This is a genomic window from Rhodococcus sp. NPDC057135, from assembly GCF_042670865.1.
Lineage (GTDB): Bacteria > Actinomycetota > Actinomycetes > Mycobacteriales > Mycobacteriaceae > Rhodococcus_F.
In genome coordinates, this window is sequence record NZ_JBHUUU010000001.1 from 577261 (window position 1) to 598572 (window position 21312).

The window sequence follows — 21312 nt, forward strand, 5'->3', positions numbered from 1 at the left end:
TTTGCGGGTGTTCAAAACCTTCTGAACACGCGCTTTGTACTGCCGTACCAAAAAATGCCCCCGACCGTCTTGCGTTAGGGCCGTTCTTTACCTAAATTGTGATCAGTGTGATCGACGTAACACTCGATCACGAATGTGTCTCAGCTTTCACGTGCTACCGCGGGACTGCTGAGATGGTGCGCTGCTCGCCCCATGGCGACGGTCAGACTTTGTAGAGGGGACCCAGAATGTACACAGCCACCCCGAGTAGCCGTTTGGACATCGAGCAGGCCGAGGCACGAATTGCCTGGGTAACTCAGGCACGATGCCGCGAGGTCGACCCCGACCAACTTTTTGTTCGTGGCGCCGCGCAGCGCAAGGCGGCCACCATCTGCCGTCACTGCCCGGTACTCATGCAGTGTGGAGCCGACGCTCTCGACAATCGCGTCGAGTTCGGTGTGTGGGGCGGAATGACGGAACGTCAGCGCCGTGCACTGCTCAAGCAGCACCCCGACGTCGATTCCTGGTCCGAGTTCTTCGAAGACCAGCGCCAGCATCACTCAGCAGTCTGACCCCGGCCGATCGGGGGATCAGCCCTTTCGAGTGAGCTGATCTCCCACCGCACGCAGCGCCTCGAGGTCCGAGACCTCGAACGGTAGCGACGGAACACCGATCAGCGGCACCCTCGGGTGAGCTGCGGTGAATCGGCTCAGCAAGGCGATTTCTCGCTTCGCGATCACTGCCCGATGGGCATGGATACGGAGAACAGCTGCGGTGAGGGCCTCGGCCTCGGTCGCACTTTCCTTCGCTTCCAGTTTGTCGGCGGCAGTCACCGCATGATCGGCAGGCAAGGCCGTCAATGTCGGGTGTGTGCGGTTGAGAACCAAACCGGCCAACGGCATCGAGTCGCCGGCAAGACGATCGACAAAGAATGCCGCTTCACGGAGGGCGTCGGGTTCGGCCGCTGCGATCACCAGGAAGTGAGTCCCCGGCTGACGTAGCAACTCGTAGGTCTTCGTCGCGCGTTCGCGGAAACCGCCGAACATCGAGTCGAGTGACTGCACGAATGCCGATGCATCCGACAGCATTTGGCTTCCCACGATGGTCGAGACACCCTTCAGCGCCAACCCCATCGCGCCGGCCACGAGCCGGGTCAGGCCTCGGCCGGGTGCTGAGAGCAACCGGATCATCCGTCCGTCGAGGAACGTGCCGAGCCTCTGCGGAGCGTCGAGGAAGTCGAGGGCATTGCGTGACGGCGGGGTATCGACGATCACCAGATCCCACGCGTCGTTCGACGCCAACTGCCCCAACTTCTCCATCGCCATGTACTCCTGCGTTCCGGAGAACGATGTGGCAACGGTTTGGTAGAAGGGATTCGCCAGGATCTGCTCGGCCTTCTCGGGGCTGGAATGCTCGATGACCATCTCGTCGAAAGTCCGACGCATGTTCAGCATCATCGCGTGCAGTTCACCCGTGGCCTCGGGACCCAGCTTCACCGGCTGCGGAGTGTTGTCGAGTTCGGCTACACCCAAGGCCTGCGCGAGGCGACGGGCCGGATCGATGGTGAGGACGACTACGCGTCGGCCCTCTTCGGCCGCACGCAACGCCAGCGACGCAGCCGTTGTGGTCTTACCGACGCCACCCGCGCCGCAACACACCACGATCCGTGCCGTCGGGTCCTTGATGATCGCCGAAATATCGAGGGCAGGAGCTGCGCGTCGGCCGGTCCTGGAACTGCCGACCGTCACGTTCTCGGTGGTCTCGGTCATCACACGCCCTGTTCCGTGAGGTATTCGGCCAGCTCGTAGAGCCCACCGAGATCAACGCCGTCGGCGAGTGCGGGAAGTTGCACCCGCGCGCCGTCGATCTCGCGGAGCTTCTCAGCGCTGGATTCTTGAGCTTCGAGCACCGAAGCATGTTCGATCGTCTCGGTGAGCAAGCCTGCGAAGTCGTCGTCGGACAGATCGATGCCGACGTCGGAGAGCGTCGACCGGATCGAAGCGGCGTCGATATTGCCGGCCGCGGCACCAGCGAGTTGATCTTCGGGCAAGAACCTCGGGCTGGCGCGATTGACGATGATGGCACCGAGGTTGAGGTCGTTGCGCGCAAGTTCTGCGGCGGCGTCGGCAGTTTCCTGAACGGGCAGCGCTTCGAGCAGCGCAACCAGATGTACGACGGTTTCCGGCGAGTGCAGCAGGCGAACGACGCCTTCACTCTGTGAGTGCACCGGGCCGCCCTTGGCGAGATCGGCCATCGCCTTGGTGACGTCGAGGAAGCTGCCGATTCGTCCCGTCGGGGGAGCGTCGACGACAACGGCGTCGTACACGCGCTTGCCGGTTCGATCGGTGCGGATGACGCACTCCTTGATCTTGCCGGTGAGCAGAACGTCGCGAAGACCGGGAGCAATGGTCGTGGCAAATTCGATGGCGCCGAACTTACGCATTGCCCGGCCGGCGAAGCCGAGGTTGTAGAACATCTCGAGGTATTCGAGGAACGCGGTCTCGATGTCGACGGCGAGAGCCATCACTTCACCGCCACCTTCGGCGGCCGCGACCTTGGTCTCCTGCGGCGGAAGCGGCGGTACGTCGAAGAGCTGCGCGATTCCCTGACGGCCCTCGACCTCCACGAGGAGAACGCGCTTGCCGCCTTCGGCCAACGCGAGCGCCAACGCGGCGGCAACCGTGGACTTACCGGTACCGCCTTTACCTGACACAAAGTGCAGGCGGGCCTTCGTCGCAGACTCGGGCCAGGTCCTGCTCAGCTCATCTTGGGATGCAACCACACCGCGAGCCTATAAGTCTGGGGCCGAAGATGTACGCGGGATAGGCTCAGCGCATGAGCGAAATAACTTCCTGGGAATACACCGTGACTCCGTTGCTGGTCCACAATCCGAAGGCAATTCTCGACAACTGGGGTGTCGACGGCTGGGAACTCGTCGCAGTCCTGCCGAGCGCGTCGGGCGAGCAGCACGTCGCGTACATGAAGCGTCCGAAGGGCTGAATCACATGGCAGAGGCAACACAGACCTGGTCGGAGCGTCTCGCTGAACTGGGCATCGCGCTCCCCGCCGTCGCGGCACCCGTCGCTGCGTACGTTCCCGCGGTTCGCAGCGGCAACCATGTGTACACGTCGGGTCAGCTCCCGTTCGTCGACGGAAAGTTGGCGCTGACCGGCAAGCTCGGCGCGGGCGTGTCGGATGAGGACGCCAAGGCCGCGGCACGTACCTGCGCGCTCAACGCCCTCGCTGCCATCGACGCACTGGTCGGCATCGACAACGTCGTCCGCGTCGTGAAGGTCGTCGGCTTCGTGGCATCCGCCGAAGGATTCACCGGTCAGCCCGGCGTGATCAACGGCGCATCCGAATTCCTCGGCGAGGTTCTCGGCGACGCCGGCATCCACGCTCGTTCGGCTGTGGGTGTGGCAGAACTTCCCCTCGGTTCACCCGTCGAGGTGGAACTGATCGTCGAAGTTCGCTGATGTCGACGGTCCATCCCGCCTACGCGCAGCTTCGCCGCGTCACCGACATCGCGTCGGTCTTGCTCGAGAACAATCCGGGCATGATGACGCTGGACGGTACGAACACCTGGATTCTGCATGCTCCCGGCAGCGTCGAGTGTGTTGTCGTCGATCCAGGCGACAACGACGAGGAACACCTGCGACGGGTCGCTGGTGTGGGTCCGGTAGCGCTGACCTTGATCACGCACCGGCACTACGACCACACCGGCGGGGTGGACCGTTTCCACGAATTGACTTCGGCTCCAGTGCGTTCCGTCGACCCCACATTTCTGCGTGGGGGCGCTTCGGCGCTTGTCGACGGTGAAGTGATCGAGGTTGCGGGCCTGAAGTTGCGGATCCTCGCGACTCCGGGGCACACCGCTGACTCGGTGTCGATCGTCATCGAGAACGATGCGAGCGTGCTGACGGGCGACACCATTCTCGGCCGCGGCACGGCAGTTCTCGACGATTCCGACGGCGATCTGGGGGATTACCTCACCTCGCTGCGGTCGCTGGCCGCGCTCGGCGAAGGATTGACGGTTCTGCCCGGGCACGGTCCTGACCTGCCCGATCTGCAGGCGATTTCACAGCAGTACCTGGCTCACCGCGAGGAGCGTCTGGATCAGGTGCGGACTGCTCTGTCGACGTTGGGGGAGTCGGCGACGGTTCGCGACGTTGTCGAACACGTCTACTCCGACGTGGACCCGAAACTGTGGCCGGTGGCGGAAAAATCCGTCAACGTGCAGTTGGCGTATCTGCGCCGCTGAGCTGTCTGGCCGAACTGCCGCCACCTATGCCGATCGAGGTATAGCTGGCGGCAGTTTTTGCATTTGTTTGATATGGGTCACGGGCCAATAGTTAGTCCATGACCTCACAATGCGACGGATGGATCCGCAATTACGTGGACGGCTCCTATGTCGAACCCGACGAGTCGTCGAGCTTCGATCAGGTTGACCCCGCAACGGGCCGTGTTCTCGCCCGGGTCCACGAGGCCGACAAGGCCCTGGTCGATCGGGCCGTGACCTCTGCCAGGCGCGCTCTGGACAACGGTTGGGCCGATACGCCGGTTCGAGAGCGGACGGCTCTGCTGAGGCGGGCCGCCGACCGGATCGAGGAACGATTCGAAGAGTTCGTCGCCGCAGAAATGGCAGACACCGGTAAGCCGATCACGCAGGCACGCGAACTCGACGTCGCGCGTGCCCTGACGAACTTCCGCACCTTCGCCGACATCGTCGCCGCGGCGGGACAGGAATCGTTTGTCACCGATCTCGCGGGTGGCAAGCAGGCGCTGAACTACGCGATCCGCAAGCCGCTCGGCGTGGTCGCCGTCATCGTTCCGTGGAACCTGCCGCTGCTTCTCCTGACCTGGAAGGTTGCGCCCGCGCTCGCGTGCGGAAACTCCGTGGTGGTCAAACCTTCCGAGGAGACCCCGGCGACTGCGTCGTTGCTGGCGGAGGTGCTCGAAGAGGTCGGCCTGCCCGCCGGCGTCTACAACGTCGTCCATGGATTCGGCGCGAACTCGGCCGGCGAGTTCCTCACCACGCACCCCGGTATCGACGGCGTCACCTTCACCGGATCTTCGGCAACCGGTTCCCATGTCATGAAAACCGTTGCCCCGCGGGTTCGTCCGGTCTCGTTCGAACTCGGCGGCAAGAATGCCGCGATCGTGTTCGACGACGTCGACATCGACGAGGCGCTGACGGGTCTGACCAAGTCGGTGTTCACCAACACCGGCCAGGTCTGCCTGTGCACCGAGCGTGTGTACGTGCACCGCAGCATTTTCGACGACATTGCCGGTGGACTCGTCGAGCGGGCAGCAGGATTGCGGCTGGGCGACCCGTCGCTCGCTGCGACGACGACCGGTCCGCTCATCTCGCAGGCGCACCGGAAGAAGGTACTCGACTACTTCGAGATCGCCGAGCAGGAAGGCGCGAAAGTGCTGACCGGCGGCGGTATTCCGGATCTCGGACAGGAACTGTCGGGCGGATCCTGGATCGAACCCACCTTGTGGACGGGCTTGACCAACAAGGATCGCGCCGTGCGAGAGGAGATATTCGGACCCGTCGCAGCACTTATTCCGTTCGACACCGAAGCCGAAGCGATCGCCCTGGCAAATGACACCGAGTACGGCCTGGCTGCCTCCGTGTGGACCAACGACCTGCGCCGCGGACACCGCGTCGCGCAGAAGATGAACGTCGGAATCTCCTGGGTCAACACGTGGTTCACCCGTGAGCTGCGATCTCCCTTCGGCGGCATGGGCCTGTCCGGCATCGGACGTGAGGGCGGCGAGTCCTCACTGCACTTCTACACCGAACCGACAAACGTGTGTGTGCAACTGTGAACATCGAAACCGCAAAAGTTCTCCAGAAATGAGCGAGGCGTGATGACAGCCCCAGAAGACACCGTATCCGCGCTCGCCCGTCGCCTCGACGACGCTGCGCAGAGTCGCACCGACACCCCCAGCCTCGCCGACGATCACACCATCGACATCGACGAGGCCTACCGGATCCAGAACGAACTCCTCGAACGACGCACCAGCCGTGGTGAATCGATCGTGGGCATCAAGCTCGGCTTCACCAGCAAAGCGAAGATGGCGCAGATGGGTGTCTCCGAGGTGATCGTCGGTCAGTTGACCGACGCGATGTGCGTGAGCAACGGCGGCGAAGTCGACCTGACGACGTTCATTCATCCCAAGATCGAACCCGAAGTGGCATACCGCCTGTCGAAGGACGTCGATCTCGACGATCCGAACGTCGACATCGAAACCTGCGTCGACGCACTGGCTCCCGCAATGGAAATCATCGACTCGCGCTACCGCGACTTCCGCTTCACTTACACCGACGTCGTCGCTGACAACACCAGTGCCGCCGGGTACGTGATCGGGCGTTGGCTGCCGCTGCAGAACGTCGAGGACCGTTCCGTGCGTATGGAAGTCGGCGGTGAGACGGTAGTCGGTACCACGGCAGCCATTCTCGGCGACCCGGTGCGAGCTCTGCACGCACTGCTCGACATCGCTCGCCGACGCCGAATTCCGTTGCGCGCTGGGCAGGTAATTCTGGCCGGCGCCGCCACAGCAGCTGTGCGACTCGACGAGGGCGTCGCGCAGTGCAGCATCGACGGCCTCGGAACCGTCACGGTGAAAGGTGTGAAGCGATGAGTGGGGCGCAGGTCATCGACAAGCTGGCGAAGCCGCGTGGAAAGTTCCCGCACGTCAAGGTGGTTGGCGACTTCGTCTACGTCTCCGGCACCAGTTCGCGTCGGCCCGACAACACGTTTGTCGGCGTCGAGGTCGACGAGATGGGGACCACGGCGCTCGACATTCGGGCGCAGACCCGTGCCGTCATCGAGAACATCGCGGCGATCCTTGCCGAAGTGGGCGGAGAACTGAGTGATCTGGTTCAGGTCACCTCGTACCTGGTGTCGATGAACGACTTCGGTGGATACAACGAGGTGTATGCCGAACTGTTCGACGAAAACGGTCCGACGAGAACGACTGTGGCTGTTCACCAACTGCCCCACCCGCACCTGCTCATCGAAATTTCCGGCGTGGCGTACGTGCCCGCCGCCAAGCGCTCAGCGTCCGAAGATACGGAGAATGCATCATGACCACGATTCCTCCCGTCATCGACTTCAAGAAGTGGATCGACGACAACCGCCACCTCCTGCAGCCGCCCGTCAACAATCAGACGATGGCGCTGGGAGACGACTTCATCGTGCAGGTCGTCGGCGGCCCCAACCAGCGGACCGACTACCACCTCGATCCGTACGAGGAGTGGTTCTACCAGCTCGAAGGCGACATCCACGTCAACGTCATGACCGAGGACGGTCCTCAGCGCGTCGACATTCGCGAGGGCGAAACCTGGTTGCTGCCGGGAGACATTCCGCATTCGCCGCAGCGTCCCACCGCGGGTTCGATCGGCCTGGTCATCGAACGAGTCCGCAAGGAAGGCACGCTCGAGAAGTTCCAGTGGTACTGCCTCGAATGCGATCACAAGATTCACGAGGTCGAACTTCAGGTGCGTGACATCGTGGCCGACCTGCCGCCGGTGTTCGTCAAGTTCTACGAGAGCGAAGAAGCCCGCACGTGTGACAAGTGCGGCACGCTCCATCCCGGCAAGGGCTGAGCGATGAGCAACCTGATCGACATCCACACCCACTACGTGCCCAACGGGTGGCCGGATCTGACCGAAGACGCGGGACCGCAGGCACCGTGGCTGAAGGTCGAGTCGGAAACCGAAGCCATGATCATGATGGGCACCAAGGAGTTCCGCCGCATCCAGTCCGATGCCTGGGACGCCGAGGTGCGGCTTCGGGACATGGATGCCGACGGCGTGCAGACGCAGGTCGTCTCGCCCACTCCGGCGTTCTTCAACTACGGCCGGAGCGGCGAGCAGGCAAGTCGCATTGCACGGATCTTCAACGACCTCGCTCTCGAGATCGTGGAGCCGGCGAAGGATCGGTTGATTCCGTTCTGCCAGGTGCCTTTGCAAGACACCGACGCCGCGTGCCGTGAGCTCGAGCGGTGCATCGCGAACGGGCACCGCGGTGTCGAGATCGGCAATCATGTCGGCGATCTGGACCTCGACAGCGAAGGCGTGGTGACGTTCCTGCAGCACTGTGCGTCGCTGGACGTGCCGGTATTCGTGCACCCGTGGGACATGGCCAACTCACCGCGCCTCGATCGCTGGATGGCGCAGTGGCTCACCGCGATGCCGGCCGAAACGCATCTGTCGATACTCGCGCTGATTCTCGGTGGTGTGTTCGACAAGATCGACGATCGTCTCAAGATCGGATTTGCGCACGGTGGTGGATCTTTCGCGTTCTGGTTGGGGCGAATGGAAAACGCCTGGCACGGCCGCAACGACATCATCGGTACGTCGGAGTTCCCACCGTCGCATTACCTGGGAAGGTTTTACGTGGATTCCGTCGTCTTCGACGAGCGTGCGCTGCGACTGCTGGTGGACACGGTGGGGGTGGACCGTGTGATGGTGGGTAGTGATTACCCGTACCCCTTGGGGGAGCGTCCGGTCGGTGAGGTGGTTCGCAAGAGTGAGTTCTTGGACGATACTGCGCGCCAACTGATCTCGCGGGGGAATGCCGAACGTTTCCTGGGTCTCGTCTGAGACCCCGGCTATACCCTTTCCGGTATGGCGGACGGTGAATTCGGCATTTGTGAGTCATGTCTCGAGCGAGCACAATTCCAAACACAACGATCGACGACGCTCGTGATGCCGACAATCCCGAAGACGGGGTCGGTGACTACAGATTTCATCGTCCGCCTGCCCCATCCAATCGATAGGTTCCGCGATGTCAGACAAGATATCCAACAGCACAACGAGTGACGGAAAGCCGTTGCCGGAGAAAGCTGCCCGTAGCCGAGTTGCCATGGCAACTCTGGCCGGCACAACTCTCGAATGGTACGACTTCTTCCTCTACGGCACAGCTGCCGCGCTGATCTTCAACAAACAATTCTTCCCGAGCCTGAGCCCCACTGCCGGCACGCTGGCTGCCTTCAGCACCTTCGCCGTCGGATTCATCGCGCGACCGGTGGGCGGACTCGTGTTCGGGCACTTCGGCGACCGGATCGGGCGCAAGGCCACACTTGTGGTCTCCCTGGTGATGATGGGCGTCGGTTCCACACTCATCGGCCTCATCCCGAACTACGACTCCATCGGATTCTGGGCGCCTGTCCTTCTGGTGGCCATGCGCGTCGTTCAGGGCATCGGTCTGGGCGGTGAAGGCGCCGGCGCGACGCTTATGTCGATGGAGCATGCACCGGCCGGGCAGAAGAATCTGTACGCAGGTTTCCCGCAGATGGGCACACCGGCCGGACTTGTTCTGGCCAACGGCATCTTCCTCACGACCAATGCCGTGATGTCGGACTCCGCGTTTGCCTCGTGGGGATGGCGAATCCCGTTCCTGCTCAGCTTCGTTCTGGTGGCGATCGGTCTGGTGATTCGCTTGCGCGTCACCGAGTCACCGTCATTCGCCGGGATCATGGAGAAGGGCGAAATAGTCCGTTTCCCGCTGCGTGAATCGCTCAAGGTCGGCTTCCCGCGTCTGTCGCTGACGCTGGCCGCGTGCTTGGCGAACTCCGCCGTGGCGTACGCCTTCATGGTGTTCACTCTGTCGTACGGAACTCAACATCTGGGCTACGACAAGCAGTTCCTCGTGCTCAGCGTGACTGCGGCGGCTGTCCTCTGGTTCCTCTCCATACCGTTCTGGACCAAGATCGCCGACAAGTACGGGCGTCGACACATGTTCATCGGCGGATCGGCCGCAATCCTGTTGTGGTGCATCGTGTTCTTCCCGCTACTGAACACCGAGAACAAAGTGATCGCTGTCATCGCGTTCCTGGGTATGGGTCTGATCGTGCCGGTCACCCATTGCGTTCAGGGCAGTATCATCGCCGACACGTTCCCGGCCAAGGTCCGCTACTCCGGTTCGTCTCTGATCCTTCAGAGTGGTGCGATTCTCGGCGGCGGACTGGCGCCGATGATCGCCACCGCACTGCTGGACGCCACCGGGTCTTCGGTGGGCGTCACCTGGTACCTCGCCTCGATATGCACGATCAGCCTGGTCGGCGCCATCGCACTGTTCAAGCTTGTCCCCGATTCGTCGCGGGGCTTGGAGAACGAAGAGATTCGCGTCTCCGAAAACGCCTGAGTGCGAGATTGTTTTGAATCGGCCCGCTCCCTGCGAGGGAGCGGGCCGATCTGCGTTTCACGGTCGCATGAGCTCGTCTGCAAAGGACTTCAGCGTCGCGATCAACGCCTGCGCGGACGGGCTCGACGTTCGAGTCGCCGACGAGGTGATGCCGACGCTGTGCCCGATCGGGTCGAGAGTGATGGACAGGGTGGTCAAACGTGCGTCGTCGCGGGGGATGAGACTCGGTAGTACCGCGATCATGTCGGTCTCGACCAGCAGCTGACGCACGGTGAGGAAAGAGGTTGCCTCGACGCGATTTTCGGGCAACGGCAGGCCGTTGCGGGCGAAGAACTCCTCGAGTTCGCGGCGGAGCACTGTCTCGACGCCCGGCAGGATCCAGGGGAAGCCGCGCAGTTCTTCGAGTTGGATGTCCTCGCGATGGGCGAGTGGATGATCCACGCGGGTGACGAGTTCAACCGACTCCGCGTAGAGGTTTCGCCTGATCGCGGTGTCGTCGGTAGGTGAGGTGAGTCGGCCGACGATCAGGTCGATCCGGCCCGCTTCCAGATCGGTGAGCAACTGCTCGGGTGTGCCTTCGCGAACGATGACGGTGAGCAGGGGGTGCTGGACCTTCAGTCGCGCGATGGCGCCGGGAAGCAGCACGTTGGATCCGGCGAGATGTGTTCCCACGATGACGGTTCCGCGATTGGCGTCGGCAAGCTCGACGACGTGCCGCCCCGCTTCGGTCAGCTGCGCGATCACGGCCCGAGCATGAGTGGTGAATGCCTCACCGAAAATGGTCGGGGTGATTCCGCGTGGGCCGCGGTCGAAGAGCGAGACACCGAGAATGGACTCGATGTCGTGCAGACTGCGGGTCGCGACGGGTTGCGTGATGTGAAGTGCGGCAGCGGCGCCGACCACGCTGCCCTGACGGCTCAATGCGTCGACGAGCAGGAGATGGCGGAGTTTGAGTCGCCCGTCGAGGAGCTTGGGCATGTCCATGGAGCAATCCTAGTCGGGATTTCTCCTGGTGGGTAGGCGCCCGAAGTTGCTCAGGAGAAGGTGATTCCGATCGGTTGGGCCGCCGTTGTGTACTTCTCCCACGATTCGCTGCTGTGCGGACTTCCCGTGTGCGCAAACGACGTCCAGTGCCTGCGCACACGACGGCCCAGTGCGTCGATGCTCGGCCAGTCGCTGCTGCCCAGCATCGGAGAGCCCTGCCAGGACTGCTCGGTTCCCAACACGAAGGGCAGTTCGATGCAGTGGGTGGCTCCGAAGACGTCGTCGGACGGTGTCCAGTCGAAGCGATACGTGTACACCGACGCACCGGCTTCGGTGAAGGCGTCGGCCAGCGCCATCGCTGGTTCGGCAAACATGTTCTGTGTCAGTGCTTCTTCGGCGACACGTTCGGGATCGGGTGCGCCCACCACGTTGCGCAGGAACGCGGATCCCTCGTCGCGGGTGTAGCCCACGATGACGTCCGGCGCTGCCTCGAAAGTTCGGGTCACCGGTTCAAGCCCGGAAATCGGCGCAAATGGCGGTTGAACGACATTGGGGGACCGTTGGCTGAACTCGATTGCCGTGCCGCGGAATGCGTCGAGCACACGGGGGAGCGGCGCGGTTCGAGGATCTCCGTCGAGCAGTCGGGCAAACGTCTCGCCGTTCTCGATTGCCGCAGCCTGCGTGAAGTTGAGGTCCGGTCGTGGGGTGCTCTGCAGAATTGCTCGATGGAACAGAGTTCGAGAGTTGTTACTGCTCAACAGATTCACAATGGAATGAGCGCCGGCAGACTGGCCGAATACGGTGACCGAATCTGGGTTGCCGCCGAAGCCCTCGATGTTCTCGCGCACCCACTCGAGCGCTGCGATCTGATCGTGGACTCCGAGATTGCCTTCGCTGACGCCGTCGAGGAGAAGGTATCCGAGCACGCCGACGCGATAGTTGACCGACACCACGACGACGTCGCCTTCGGCTGACAAAGCGTGGCCGTCGTACCAGGGGAGGGAGCCCCCGCCACTGGAGTAGCCGCCGCCGTGCAGCCAGACCAGAACTGGGCGGCGACCGGTCAGCGAGGGGGTTGTGACGGTGACGGTGAAGCTGTCCTCGCTCTGTTCCGGCTCGGGGAGCGGCGGTCCCATGATCCGTTCGAGACGTGAAGGTGGTTGGGGGAACACCGTTCCGAGAGCTGTGGCGTCGAAGACGTCGGAGAACGGTTCCACTGGCCGCGGTTTCTCGAAACGCTGTGCGCGGGCGTAGGGAATCGCACCGAAGTAGTAGGACCCGTCGCGCTTGCGGCCGCGGACCTTCCCCGAAGTTGTGGATGCGATCACCGTCTCGGACGAGGGCATGGGTTCCTTTCTTCTTGTGCATGCCTTTTCGAGCATGCCAGGTCGATGCCGCGGCACAAATGCCTTTGTGGTCGTGCGGTATGCGTTACGGCGAGAGGGCTTGGACCAGTCGATCTTCGAGTCGCGTCGTCACTCGTGTGTACACGGCGTCGTCGCCCAGTGCTCGCGACATCACGATCGCGCCTTGGATCCCGGCCACGGCTTCTTCGGCAAGCCCGGTGGAATTTTCGGTGCCGGCGAGTGCCGCCTCGAGAGCGACGGTCCATTCGTCGAAGTAGGTTCGCACCTTGGCGCCGAAGCGGTTTCGTTCTTCACCGAGTGCAAATGCGCCGAACAGGCAAATACGTTGTCCTGATCGAAAGTAGTCGCCCACGGTGGCGAACATGCTCTGGACGCGCTGCCTCGGTGGAACCGACTCCGCTCGAAGCGGTTCGAAGACCTCGGTGCGAAACCATCCGTCGATCTCGTCGAGCACCGCCTCGGCCATCTCTTCCTTTCCCCGCGGAAAGAAGTTGTAGAGACTGCCTTTGCCCAAACCGGTGTGTTCGGTGATGACGGCCAGGCTCGCTCCGTCGAACCCGTAGGTTCGAAACACGTTCGCGAGCGCGGGGATCGTGTCCGAGCGTTCAGCTACCTGTCTGGCCATGTGCTCATTCTTTCATCACAGACCCAGCTCGCTCAGGCCCGGATGATCGTGCGGGCGTGCTCCGGTCGAATCCCAGAAGAACTTTCGCTCGGACTCCGCGATGGGGACGTCGTTGATGCTGGCATGACGGTGGTGCATGAGGCCGTCGGCGTCGAATTCCCAGTTCTCGTTGCCGTAGGAGCGGAACCACTGCCCGTCGTGATCGTGCCACTCGTACGCGAATCGCACGGCGATGCGGTCGTCGCTGTGCGCCCACAACTCTTTGATCAACCGGTAGTCCAGTTCACGCTTCCATTTTGCGGTCAGAAGTTCGACGATTTCGGATCGGCCGGTGACGAACGTCGACCGATTACGCCACCAACTGTCCGGCGTGTATGCCAGCGATACCTTCTGTGGATCGCGCGAGTTCCAACCGTCCTCGGCAAGTCGAACCTTCTGGGTGGCGGTTTCGTGGGTGAAGGGCGGAATTGGTGCTCGGACGGTCATGGTGCGGCCTCTCCAATAGACGTGTACCTATCGGTACAGACTTTACCGATAGGTACAACAAGAGTCCAGGGAACGACTTCGGCCGCCCCCACCGAAGTGGGAGCGGCCGAAAAAGTAGTACAGGAAGAACTAGCGTGCGCGACGGGCCAGACGCTCGGAATCCGAGATCAGGACGCTCTTGCCTTCGAGGCGAAGCCATCCGCGGTGTGCGAAATCGGCGAGTGCCTTGTTGACGGTCTCGCGGGAAGCGCCGACGAGCTGGGCGATCTCTTCCTGCGTGAGGTCGTGGGTGACGCGCAGGGCGCCACCTTCCTGAGTGCCGAAGCGCTGCGCGAGCTGGAGGAGCGCCTTGGCGACACGGCCGGGAACGTCCGTGAAGATCAGGTCGGCCAGGGTGTTGTTGGTACGACGCAGTCGGCGGGCGAGAACGCGCAGCAGCTGCTCGGCGATCTCGGGGCGCTGCTGGATCCATGCCTTGAGCGCGTCGCGGTCCATGCTCACGGCCCGAACCTCGGTGACGGTCGTAGCCGTCGAGGTGCGGGGGCCGGGGTCGAAGATGGACAGTTCGCCGAACATGTCGGACGGGCCCATGATCGTCAGCAGGTTCTCGCGACCGTCGGGTGAGCGTCGACCGATCTTCACCTTGCCGGACACGATGATGTACAGGCGGTCACCGGGCTCACCTTCGTTGAAGATGACATGTCCACGGGGGAAGTCGACGGGCTGCAGCTGCTTTGTCAGCGCCGCTACCGCTGAGGGCTCGACTCCTTGGAAGATGCCGGCTCTTGCCAGGACGTCGTCCACGTGCGCTCCTTGTTGGGATTTGTTCGTTTGTGGTGTCATTTTTGCGCTATCTATCTTTGTACCCGCGCTGCGCACAAACCGTCGTACACAGGCTCAGCCCTCATGAGTGAGACACTGTGTCCAATGCAATCTGTGTTCAATGCAACAGGTACGGCATCGAAGTCTACGTCCCGATAGCTCGCGACGAGTGATTGATGCCACGTAAGAGCCGAAAATTCTTCCGGAATCCGCCGTGATGACTACTTTGTATGGCCGTCAACTTGCCCGTTGTGTCCGGATTTCGCCCAGGCTGGCGCTTTCGGGTGCCTCCGACTGACGGCCCTTCCGCTTCCGGTGGAAGCGAGCGAAAGCATGGGGAAACCCATCGCTTGCCAGGCGGGCGACGTCGTCGTGACTTGCCTGATCGAGGAAGTCTTCTACTTCGTGCTCTTGAACCGAGAGCCGACGCAATCGCCCTTCGACTCGTTCCATCGCCAGGGCAAAGAGCATCAGCAGTAGCGGAAAGAGAATTACTGCGAGTCCTTGCATAGGGGGAAGTAAACACGTCGAAGGTCTCAGAATCGACACGACGGAGTCTCCACTCATGTCGTATCCGTACAGTTGTCTGAGTGCAGACCACCCCGACAGGCAGTTCAGAGCAGCGGAAGAAACCGCGTTCGGGGGGTGCGCGGAAAGAAGAATCACACCTCGGATTGGTGCGCCGGGCGCGTCGGATGAATCGTGAGCTCGCCGTGGCATTTCCGCACGTGTATTGCGAACTCGACTTCACGACACCGTTGGAGTTGGCAGTAGCGACAATCCTGTCGGCGCAGTGCACCGACGTCCGCGTCAACATGGTCACGCCCGCACTGTTCGCGCGTTATCCCGACGCCAAGGCATACGCGGAAGCCGATCGGACCGAACTCGAGGAGTACATCCGCTCCACCGGCTTCTACCGGAACAAGACGACGTCGTTGATCGGACTAGGTCAGGCGCTACTCGAACGCCACGACGGTCAGGTCCCGAACAAGCTCGAAGATCTGGTGAAACTCCCCGGCATCGGACGCAAGACCGCGAACGTCGTGCTGGGCAATGCCTTCGACATTCCGGGAATCACCGTTGACACCCACTTCGGCCGGCTCGTGCGGCGGTGGAAATGGACCGAGGAAGAAGACGCCGTCAAAGTGGAACACGCCGTCGGGGCACTGATCGAACGTAAGGAATGGACGCTGCTTTCACATCGCGTGATCTTCCACGGCCGACGGGTTTGCCACGCGCGCAAGCCGGCGTGCGGAGTGTGCGTTCTGGCCAAGGACTGCCCGTCGTACGGTCTCGGCCCGACCGACAAAACCGAGGCCGCGGCCCTGGTGAAAGGCCCCGAGACCGACCACCTGCTCGCCCTGACAGGGTTGTGATCGCCGATGACAAGTGCCGGAAGATGGTCTCTCGCTGCGCTCGTGGTCGTCGCCGCTCTCGTCGTGGCGATCTGGCCCCGCGGGGGAGACGACACGACGCCTACGTCGACGGGTCCGTCCTCGTCCGCGTATCAGCCGCCGACGTTCACGCCGTCGTCGGAATCGCTCGATCAACTCCGTAGCCAGGCGGCTCTGGCCCCTTGCCCGACTCCGACCGGCGAAGCGCCTGTCGGCTCGGCTCTCGCCGGAATCACCCTCGACTGCGTCTCCGACGGAGCGCCCGTCGACCTTGCCGCAGCGGTGGGCGGAAAGCCGACTCTGCTCAATCTGTGGGCGTACTGGTGTGCGCCGTGCGCCGAAGAGCTTCCGTACCTTCAGGAATTCGCGGAGCGTGCAAACGGCAGCATCAACGTTCTGACGGTGCATTCCGATCCGAATCAGGAGAACGCTTTGACGCGACTCATCGACTACTCCGTGCGTTTGCCCGGCGTCCAGGACGGTGACGGCAAGGTGCGGATCGCGGTGGGCGCACCGCCGGTGCTGCCGGTCTCGGTGCTCGTGCGCGCGGATGGAACAGTCGCCAAGGTCTTGCCCCAACCTTTCCGCAGTGCGGACGAAATCGCCGCCGCTGCGGCGCAATATCTGGGAGTCGTCGTATGAGTACACCGGTTCCCGAGTGGTTGCGTGCTGTCGCCGGCACACAGCCCACCGATCCCCACCGGATCAACCCGGTCCTCGAGCGTCGTGCCCCGCGCGGCACCGTGACGCGTCCGGCCGCGGTGCTGGTGCTCTTCGGCGGCCCGCGTGAGGCCGATCCTCTGGCCGTCGGCGGCTTGCCTGATGGCGCAGACGTCTTGCTGACCCAGCGGGCGTCGACGATGCGTCAGCACAGCGGACAGGTCGCATTCCCCGGCGGCGCAGCCGACCCCGGCGACGACGGTCCCATCGGCACGGCGCTGCGTGAAGCGCAGGAGGAGACCGGACTCGATCCGAGCGGTGTCCAGCCGCTCACCGTGCTGCCGGAGATCTTCATCCCGCCGTCAGGTTTCGACGTGACGCCGGTGCTCGGCTACTGGGAGCAGCCGACGACGGTGGGCATTCAGGACGAGGGCGAGGTCGGACGGGTGGCCAGGGTGCCACTGCGTACGTTGCTCGACCCGGACAACCGGTTTCAGGTTCGCCATCCCCTCGGATACCAGGGCCCGGCGTTCCGCGCCGACGGCATGCTGGTCTGGGGGTTCACAGCAGGAATCCTTGCGGCGCTGTTCACGGTGTCCGGCTGGGAGATTCCGTGGAACTACGAGGACGTGAGAGACCTGGACACAGCGCTGTCCGAGTTCGGTGAAGGTGTCGAGGATTCGGCGGTACCGCGATGACAGGTTCTCGTTGGGTGGACATCGCCATCGTTCTGGTCGCCCTCATCGCGGCCACGTCCGGATGGCGTCAGGGCGCGGTGGCGTCGGCGCTGGCGTTTGTCGGAGTGATCCTCGGTGCCGTGGCCGGAATTCTGTTGGCGCCGCACCTGCTCGTGCACGTCACCGAAGGCAAACTGCGCATCCTCGCGGGCATCTCGCTGATCGTGGTGTTGGTCATCATCGGCGAGGTCGCCGGCATGGTGCTCGGACGCGCAGCGCGCAGCGGAATGCACAGTCCGACGGCGAGATCCGTCGACAGCGTCATCGGTGCGGGTCTACAGGCGGTGGCCGTCGTGGTCGCGGCATGGTTGCTTGCGATTCCGCTCACTTCTTCGTCGCAGCCGAATATTGCCGCCGCTGTTCGTGGTTCGGATGTACTCGCCAGTGTCGACGAAGTGGCCCCGCAGTGGCTGCGCCGCATCCCGACCGAGTTTTCGGCGTTGCTCGACACCTCCGGTCTGCCGGATGTCATCGGCCCGTTCGGGCGCACTCCCATCACCGAGGTCGAAGCACCCGACGCGAGCGTTCTGGCCAGTCCGTTGGCGGCGCAGTTGCGTCCGAGCGTCCTCCGCATCAACGGCGTCGCACCGAGTTGCCAGCGCGCACTCGAGGGCTCCGGATTCATCGTCGCCCCCGAACGCGTCATGACCAACGCCCACGTGGTCGCCGGAACCGAGAGCATCACGGTGGACACCATGGAGGGCGCACTGCCCGCGCAGGTGGTTCTCTTCGACTCCGCCGTCGACATCGCAATTCTGGCGGTTCCCGGATTGGATGCGCCGGTGCTGCCGTTTGCTCCGGAGCAGGCTCAGACCGGTGACAACGCGTTGGTGCTCGGCTACCCAGGCGGTGGCCCGTACACGGCCAGCGCAGCCCGCGTTCGTGAGGTTCTGAACCTGAACGGGCCGGACATCTACAAGGCCGGAACCACCCAGCGCGAGGTCTACACCGTTCGCGGATCCATCAGGCAGGGCAACTCGGGTGGACCGATGGTCGACGATCAGGGACGGGTCCTCGGCGTCGTGTTCGGCGCTGCCGTCGACGACAGTGACACCGGATTCGTCCTCACCGCGCAGGAAGTCTCGCGTCAGTTGAACGCGGCCGCGTCGGCCTCGACGCCCGTGCCGACCGGCGCCTGCATTCTGTAGCGGTCAGGAAGGCTCGTCGGTCAGGAAGTGCAGGAGCGTGCTGTTGACGCGCTCCGGGGCTTCCTGATGTGCGTAATGGCCGACGCCTGCGATGGTGTGGAGTTTCTCGGTAGGTGCCCAGTGCCTGTCGCGGCGCACGGTGCGAGTCAGGACGTACGGGTCCAGTTCGCCGTGGATCTGGAGGATCGGGATGCGAAGCACCTGATCCATCAACTTCATGAAGCGACGCCCTTCGGGGCGGAGCTGGCTGCGGAAGGCCCAGCGCTGGTACTCCAAGGTGGAATGCGCGACACCCGGGATCCGGATCGCGGATCGCATCTTGCTCATGACGTCCGCGAACTCGGGTTGCTGCGGCCAGGTGGGGCCGGACCTCGAGCGAACGAGGCGCTCCACCTCGGCGCCCTTGTCGGCCGTCAGCCGTCGCTCCGGGCGCAGCGGTACCTGGTAGGCCAGGAACGAAGGCAACAGTGCCCGCCGCTGATAGGGGTCGCGGACGACGGCTTGCTTGAGCGCCATCGGGTGAGGTGACGAGACAAGCGCGATCGACCGCACCAAGCGTGGATGCAGGAGGGCGGTCGCCCAGCACACCAGACCTCCGTCGGCATGACCGATCAGCGTGGCCTTGCCGTAACCCATCGCGCGAATGAGGCCGGCTACGTCACCGGCGAGCGTCCAACCGTCGTAGCCGCGAGGCGGCTTGTCGGAATCGCCGTACCCACGAAGATCCATCGCGACGACGCGGAAGCCCTGCTCGGACAGCGCCGTCAGCTGATGGCGCCAGGACCACCAGAAATCGGCGAATCCGTGCAACAGGACCACCAACGGAGCATCCGGCTCCGCGTCGCCTACCTCGACGACGTGAAACCGGATGCCGTTGGCGTGAATGTCCCGGTGAATCCAGGGGCCGTCGAACCTGACGGTGGATGGATCTGGGGCTGCCACTTTCGATCAGACTCGCTACCGGCGCGCGTTGAAATCGACGGACGGCTTTGCGTCGTCATGGCTGCCGGGGATGACGTTCCTGGCCTGCTTGAGCGATTCGATCGTCTTCTCCGGAGCCCGCAGCTTGCGCACGCGTAGATAGCCGAGCAGCGCCAGAATCGCGGTGGTCACCACCATGATCAGGAAGACGATGAGGAACGCCAGCCAGCGCGGCACCCAGGTGTCGAGCATCTCGGCCAGGAAGAAAAAGAAGAAGAACGAGCTGAACAGCAGAACTGTGAAGGCCAGGATGAAGAAGACACTGCCCTGCAGGCCCTTCTTGACCTCGCCCGTGACCTCGGCCTTGGCGAGTTCAACCTCGGCGCGCACGAGGGTGGAGACCTGTGCGGTCGCATCCTTGACGAGGGCCCCGATGGTGGCCTCGCCCGGCGTGCGGGCGTCCACATCGGTGAGAGGGATGGAAGAGACCGTGTTCGGTACTCCATCTCCGGTGAAGCGCTGGCTCTCTCCGTTGGTCAAGCTCACTTGTCGACCTCTCCAGGTAGTTCTCTCGCGTCCGTGGCAATGGCGGTGGAAGCGTCGTCTCGAGCCGCATGAACCCGTCCACGTCGCCACAGCAGCGCTGATCCGATCAGCGATGCCACCAACGATGTCACGAGAACTGCGGCCTTCGCTATCTCGGCCTCGCTGCCATCGCCGACCCCGTCCAATGCGAGGTCTGCTACAAGCAGGCTAACGGTGAACCCGATGCCACCGAGAACTGAGAGGGCAAACATGTCTCTCAATTCCAGTGTCTTGGGTTTGGTTGCGATCCCCAATTTGATCGCGAGCAGGGAAATCCCGAAGATTCCGACGGTTTTGCCGACCAGCAGACCGACGACAACCGATTGCCCCACTGGGTCGGTGAAAATGTCGCCGAGCACCGCGGCGTTGATCGGAACACCGGAGGCGAACAGTGCGAAGACGGGGACGCAGAAGCCTGCGGAGTACGGCTGAATGCGGTGCTCGAGACGGCTGCCCGGCGCGTACTCCTCGTCCGGATCACGCCTGACCCGGGTGAGTAGGCCGAGCGCGACGCCGGCGAGTGTGGCGTGTATCCCCGCTTCGTGCATCGCGTACCAGGTAAGTAGTGCCAGCGGGACGTAGAGGAACGGCGTCGTGATGCGTTTGTGTTGGGCGTAGGCGTAGGCAGCCAGGGCGGCGGCCGCGGTCAGCAGCCACAGCATCGCGAGGGAACCGGTGAACAGCACGGCGATGAGGATGATGGCGAGCAGATCGTCGACGACGGCCAGGCTGAGCAGGAAAACTCGGGCGCTCGCCGGGATCTTCGAGCCGGTGAGCGCGAGCACGCCGAGGGCAAACGCGATGTCCGTCGCGACGGGAATGGCCCAGCCCTTGTCCATGCCGGGCGTGCCGAAGCCGATGGACGCCGCGATGATCGCCGGGACCAGGACGCCGCCGCACGCCGCGATGATCGGCAGCATCGCGGCTTTACGGTCCGCGAGTTCGCCGACCACCAGTTCGCGTTTGAGCTCGAGGCCGGCGACGAAGAAGAAGACGGCAAGCAGTCCGTCTTGCGCCCACGTGCCCAGGCTGAGGTCGAGATGGAGTGCGGACGGGCCGATCTGGAAATCGCGTAGTGCGATGTAGCTCTCACCGAAAGGTGAGTTCACCCAGATGAGAGCGACGGCAGCGGCGATCAGAAGTATCGATCCGCCCACCGTTTCGGTGCGGAGATAGCGGGACAGTTCGGAACGCAGAGTGGAGATCACGCGTGGGGACGACCTTTGTTCGTGCAACCGAATTCGGATGCAACAGACATGAACGTGCTCGACGTTGTGACGCATCGAATGCACGTGCCGACCAGACTTCCCGGCTCACCTTTACGGAATTTTATCGCGGATTGCCCGCTGAGCCGAATTCGCGGAGTCGGATTTGCGCAGGAAAACCCCGCGGGTGTTCAATTCCTACTGATTGGGACAGCATCCCACCAATTGGACATCTTCCG

25 protein-coding genes are annotated in these 21312 nt (G+C 63.2%); 14 read left to right on the forward strand and 11 right to left on the reverse strand.

Annotated elements, in window-relative coordinates; all coding sequences use genetic code 11:
- Nucleotides 1-227: 227 nt before the first annotated feature.
- Nucleotides 228-551 carry a WhiB family transcriptional regulator gene (locus tag ACFT1A_RS02715; RefSeq protein ID WP_007732375.1) on the forward strand — a complete coding sequence of 108 codons (324 nt, stop codon included), beginning with the start codon at nucleotides 228-230 and terminating at the stop codon, nucleotides 549-551.
- An 18-nt stretch (nucleotides 552-569) separates the two neighbouring features.
- Here the strand turns inward: ACFT1A_RS02715 and ACFT1A_RS02720 are convergent, their stop codons facing one another.
- Nucleotides 570-1748, reverse strand: a complete 1179-nt coding sequence (locus ACFT1A_RS02720) for an ArsA family ATPase (protein ID WP_029254327.1) — start codon at nucleotides 1746-1748, stop codon at nucleotides 570-572.
- On the reverse strand, nucleotides 1748-2761 hold the full coding sequence (locus ACFT1A_RS02725) for an ArsA-related P-loop ATPase (protein WP_317553458.1): 1014 nt from the start codon (nucleotides 2759-2761) through the stop codon (nucleotides 1748-1750). Before ACFT1A_RS02725 ends, ACFT1A_RS02720 begins: the two co-directional genes overlap by 1 nt.
- 53 nt (nucleotides 2762-2814) lie before the next feature.
- Between ACFT1A_RS02725 and ACFT1A_RS02730 the strand changes: the two genes are divergently transcribed.
- The 9 genes from ACFT1A_RS02730 (at nucleotide 2815) to ACFT1A_RS02770 (ending at nucleotide 10139) form a co-directional block, all read left to right on the forward strand.
- Nucleotides 2815-2979 (forward strand): hypothetical protein, encoded by a 165-nt coding sequence (locus ACFT1A_RS02730; protein ID WP_003943454.1) that lies wholly within the window; start codon nucleotides 2815-2817, stop codon nucleotides 2977-2979.
- 5 nt (nucleotides 2980-2984) lie between these two features.
- Nucleotides 2985-3455, forward strand: coding sequence for a RidA family protein (locus ACFT1A_RS02735; RefSeq protein ID WP_003943508.1), 471 nt, complete (start codon nucleotides 2985-2987; stop codon nucleotides 3453-3455).
- Entirely contained in the window at nucleotides 3455-4240 is a 786-nt protein-coding gene (locus ACFT1A_RS02740) for an MBL fold metallo-hydrolase (protein ID WP_378445729.1), read from the forward strand. Before ACFT1A_RS02735 ends, ACFT1A_RS02740 begins: the two co-directional genes overlap by 1 nt.
- A 98-nt stretch (nucleotides 4241-4338) precedes the next feature.
- The gene (locus tag ACFT1A_RS02745) at nucleotides 4339-5814 is read left to right on the forward strand and encodes a 2-hydroxymuconic semialdehyde dehydrogenase (protein ID WP_378445730.1); all 1476 of its coding nucleotides are present in this window, start codon (nucleotides 4339-4341) and stop codon (nucleotides 5812-5814) included.
- 42 nt (nucleotides 5815-5856) lie between these two features.
- Nucleotides 5857-6630, forward strand: coding sequence for a 2-keto-4-pentenoate hydratase (locus tag ACFT1A_RS02750; RefSeq protein ID WP_378445731.1), 774 nt, complete (start codon nucleotides 5857-5859; stop codon nucleotides 6628-6630).
- Nucleotides 6627-7079: a RidA family protein gene (locus ACFT1A_RS02755; RefSeq protein ID WP_378445732.1), complete on the forward strand. Its 453-nt coding sequence runs from the start codon at nucleotides 6627-6629 to the stop codon at nucleotides 7077-7079. The genes ACFT1A_RS02750 and ACFT1A_RS02755 overlap by 4 nt, the downstream gene beginning before the upstream one ends.
- The gene (locus ACFT1A_RS02760; protein WP_003943511.1) at nucleotides 7076-7597 is read left to right on the forward strand and encodes a 3-hydroxyanthranilate 3,4-dioxygenase; all 522 of its coding nucleotides are present in this window, start codon (nucleotides 7076-7078) and stop codon (nucleotides 7595-7597) included. The genes ACFT1A_RS02755 and ACFT1A_RS02760 overlap by 4 nt, the downstream gene beginning before the upstream one ends.
- A 3-nt stretch (nucleotides 7598-7600) precedes the next feature.
- On the forward strand, nucleotides 7601-8596 hold the full coding sequence (locus ACFT1A_RS02765) for an amidohydrolase family protein (protein ID WP_235171169.1): 996 nt from the start codon (nucleotides 7601-7603) through the stop codon (nucleotides 8594-8596).
- A 184-nt stretch (nucleotides 8597-8780) separates the two neighbouring features.
- On the forward strand, nucleotides 8781-10139 hold the full coding sequence (locus tag ACFT1A_RS02770) for an MFS transporter (RefSeq protein ID WP_378445733.1): 1359 nt from the start codon (nucleotides 8781-8783) through the stop codon (nucleotides 10137-10139).
- 57 nt (nucleotides 10140-10196) lie between these two features.
- Here the strand turns inward: ACFT1A_RS02770 and ACFT1A_RS02775 are convergent, their stop codons facing one another.
- The 6 genes from ACFT1A_RS02775 to ACFT1A_RS02800 form a co-directional block, all read right to left on the reverse strand.
- Nucleotides 10197-11123, reverse strand: coding sequence for a LysR substrate-binding domain-containing protein (locus ACFT1A_RS02775; protein ID WP_230816521.1), 927 nt, complete (start codon nucleotides 11121-11123; stop codon nucleotides 10197-10199).
- 50 nt (nucleotides 11124-11173) lie between these two features.
- Nucleotides 11174-12469 carry a carboxylesterase family protein gene (locus tag ACFT1A_RS02780; protein WP_378445734.1) on the reverse strand — a complete coding sequence of 432 codons (1296 nt, stop codon included), beginning with the start codon at nucleotides 12467-12469 and terminating at the stop codon, nucleotides 11174-11176.
- An 85-nt stretch (nucleotides 12470-12554) separates the two neighbouring features.
- Nucleotides 12555-13115 (reverse strand): TetR/AcrR family transcriptional regulator, encoded by a 561-nt coding sequence (locus tag ACFT1A_RS02785; RefSeq protein ID WP_378445735.1) that lies wholly within the window; start codon nucleotides 13113-13115, stop codon nucleotides 12555-12557.
- A gap of 15 nt (nucleotides 13116-13130) precedes the next feature.
- Nucleotides 13131-13601 carry a DUF1348 family protein gene (locus tag ACFT1A_RS02790; protein ID WP_378445736.1) on the reverse strand — a complete coding sequence of 157 codons (471 nt, stop codon included), beginning with the start codon at nucleotides 13599-13601 and terminating at the stop codon, nucleotides 13131-13133.
- A 129-nt stretch (nucleotides 13602-13730) separates the two neighbouring features.
- On the reverse strand, nucleotides 13731-14405 hold the full coding sequence (locus ACFT1A_RS02795) for a Crp/Fnr family transcriptional regulator (protein WP_003943506.1): 675 nt from the start codon (nucleotides 14403-14405) through the stop codon (nucleotides 13731-13733).
- A 255-nt stretch (nucleotides 14406-14660) separates the two neighbouring features.
- On the reverse strand, nucleotides 14661-14933 hold the full coding sequence (locus ACFT1A_RS02800; RefSeq protein WP_019746620.1) for a hypothetical protein: 273 nt from the start codon (nucleotides 14931-14933) through the stop codon (nucleotides 14661-14663).
- Nucleotides 14934-15013: 80 nt separating this feature from the next.
- Between ACFT1A_RS02800 and nth the strand changes: the two genes are divergently transcribed.
- Genes nth through ACFT1A_RS02820 form a run of 4 tightly spaced genes read left to right on the forward strand, consistent with a single transcriptional unit; the run spans nucleotide 15014 to nucleotide 18362 of the window.
- Complete coding sequence (nth, locus tag ACFT1A_RS02805; protein WP_378445737.1) at nucleotides 15014-15799, forward strand: endonuclease III; 786 nt, start codon at nucleotides 15014-15016, stop codon at nucleotides 15797-15799.
- 6 nt (nucleotides 15800-15805) lie between these two features.
- Complete coding sequence (locus ACFT1A_RS02810; protein WP_378445738.1) at nucleotides 15806-16459, forward strand: TlpA family protein disulfide reductase; 654 nt, start codon at nucleotides 15806-15808, stop codon at nucleotides 16457-16459.
- Nucleotides 16456-17175, forward strand: coding sequence for an NUDIX hydrolase (locus tag ACFT1A_RS02815; RefSeq protein ID WP_378445739.1), 720 nt, complete (start codon nucleotides 16456-16458; stop codon nucleotides 17173-17175). Before ACFT1A_RS02810 ends, ACFT1A_RS02815 begins: the two co-directional genes overlap by 4 nt.
- Nucleotides 17172-18362: a MarP family serine protease gene (locus ACFT1A_RS02820; RefSeq protein ID WP_283306660.1), complete on the forward strand. Its 1191-nt coding sequence runs from the start codon at nucleotides 17172-17174 to the stop codon at nucleotides 18360-18362. The genes ACFT1A_RS02815 and ACFT1A_RS02820 overlap by 4 nt, the downstream gene beginning before the upstream one ends.
- A gap of 3 nt (nucleotides 18363-18365) precedes the next feature.
- Here the strand turns inward: ACFT1A_RS02820 and ACFT1A_RS02825 are convergent, their stop codons facing one another.
- The 3 genes from ACFT1A_RS02825 to nhaA are packed head-to-tail and all read right to left on the reverse strand — an operon-like array spanning nucleotide 18366 to nucleotide 21160.
- Nucleotides 18366-19304, reverse strand: coding sequence for an alpha/beta fold hydrolase (locus ACFT1A_RS02825; RefSeq protein ID WP_378445740.1), 939 nt, complete (start codon nucleotides 19302-19304; stop codon nucleotides 18366-18368).
- Between the two features lie 15 nt (nucleotides 19305-19319).
- Nucleotides 19320-19829, reverse strand: a complete 510-nt coding sequence (locus tag ACFT1A_RS02830) for a phage holin family protein (protein ID WP_230816512.1) — start codon at nucleotides 19827-19829, stop codon at nucleotides 19320-19322.
- Nucleotides 19826-21160, reverse strand: a complete 1335-nt coding sequence (gene nhaA / locus ACFT1A_RS02835; RefSeq protein ID WP_378445741.1) for a Na+/H+ antiporter NhaA — start codon at nucleotides 21158-21160, stop codon at nucleotides 19826-19828. Before nhaA ends, ACFT1A_RS02830 begins: the two co-directional genes overlap by 4 nt.
- Nucleotides 21161-21312: the final 152 nt, after the last annotated feature.